Consider the following 612-nt stretch of genomic DNA (forward strand, 5'->3'; position numbering starts at 1 on the left):
CCCCGTGGAGCTTTACTGTAGCCTGATATTGAATTTTGGTACAGTTTGTACAGGATAGGCGGGAGCCATTGAAACCGGAGCGCTAGCTTCGGTGGAGGCGCTGGTGGGATACCGCCCTGACTGTATTGAAATTCTAACCTACGGGTCTTATCGACCCGGGAGACAGTGTCAGGTGGGCAGTTTGACTGGGGCGGTCGCCTCCTAAAGTGTAACGGAGGCGCCCAAAGGTTCCCTCAGAATGGTTGGAAATCATTCGTAGAGTGCAAAGGCATAAGGGAGCTTGACTGCGAGACCTACAAGTCGAGCAGGGACGAAAGTCGGGCTTAGTGATCCGGTGGTTCCGCATGGAAGGGCCATCGCTCAACGGATAAAAGCTACCCCGGGGATAACAGGCTTATCTCCCCCAAGAGTCCACATCGACGGGGAGGTTTGGCACCTCGATGTCGGCTCATCGCATCCTGGGGCTGTAGTCGGTCCCAAGGGTTGGGCTGTTCGCCCATTAAAGCGGTACGCGAGCTGGGTTCAGAACGTCGTGAGACAGTTCGGTCCCTATCCGTCGTGGGCGTAGGAAATTTGAGAGGAGCTGTCCTTAGTACGAGAGGACCGGGATGG

The 612-nt window shown here is 55.9% G+C and carries 1 rRNA gene; it reads left to right on the forward strand.

The features are described 5' to 3' along the window. Positions 1 to 612 (forward strand): 23S ribosomal RNA (locus tag MR107_RS30295); the annotation flags it as partial.

It is taken from the genome of Bacillus cereus group sp. BfR-BA-01441 (assembly GCF_022663075.1).
GTDB lineage: Bacteria > Bacillota > Bacilli > Bacillales > Bacillaceae_G > Bacillus_A > Bacillus_A cereus.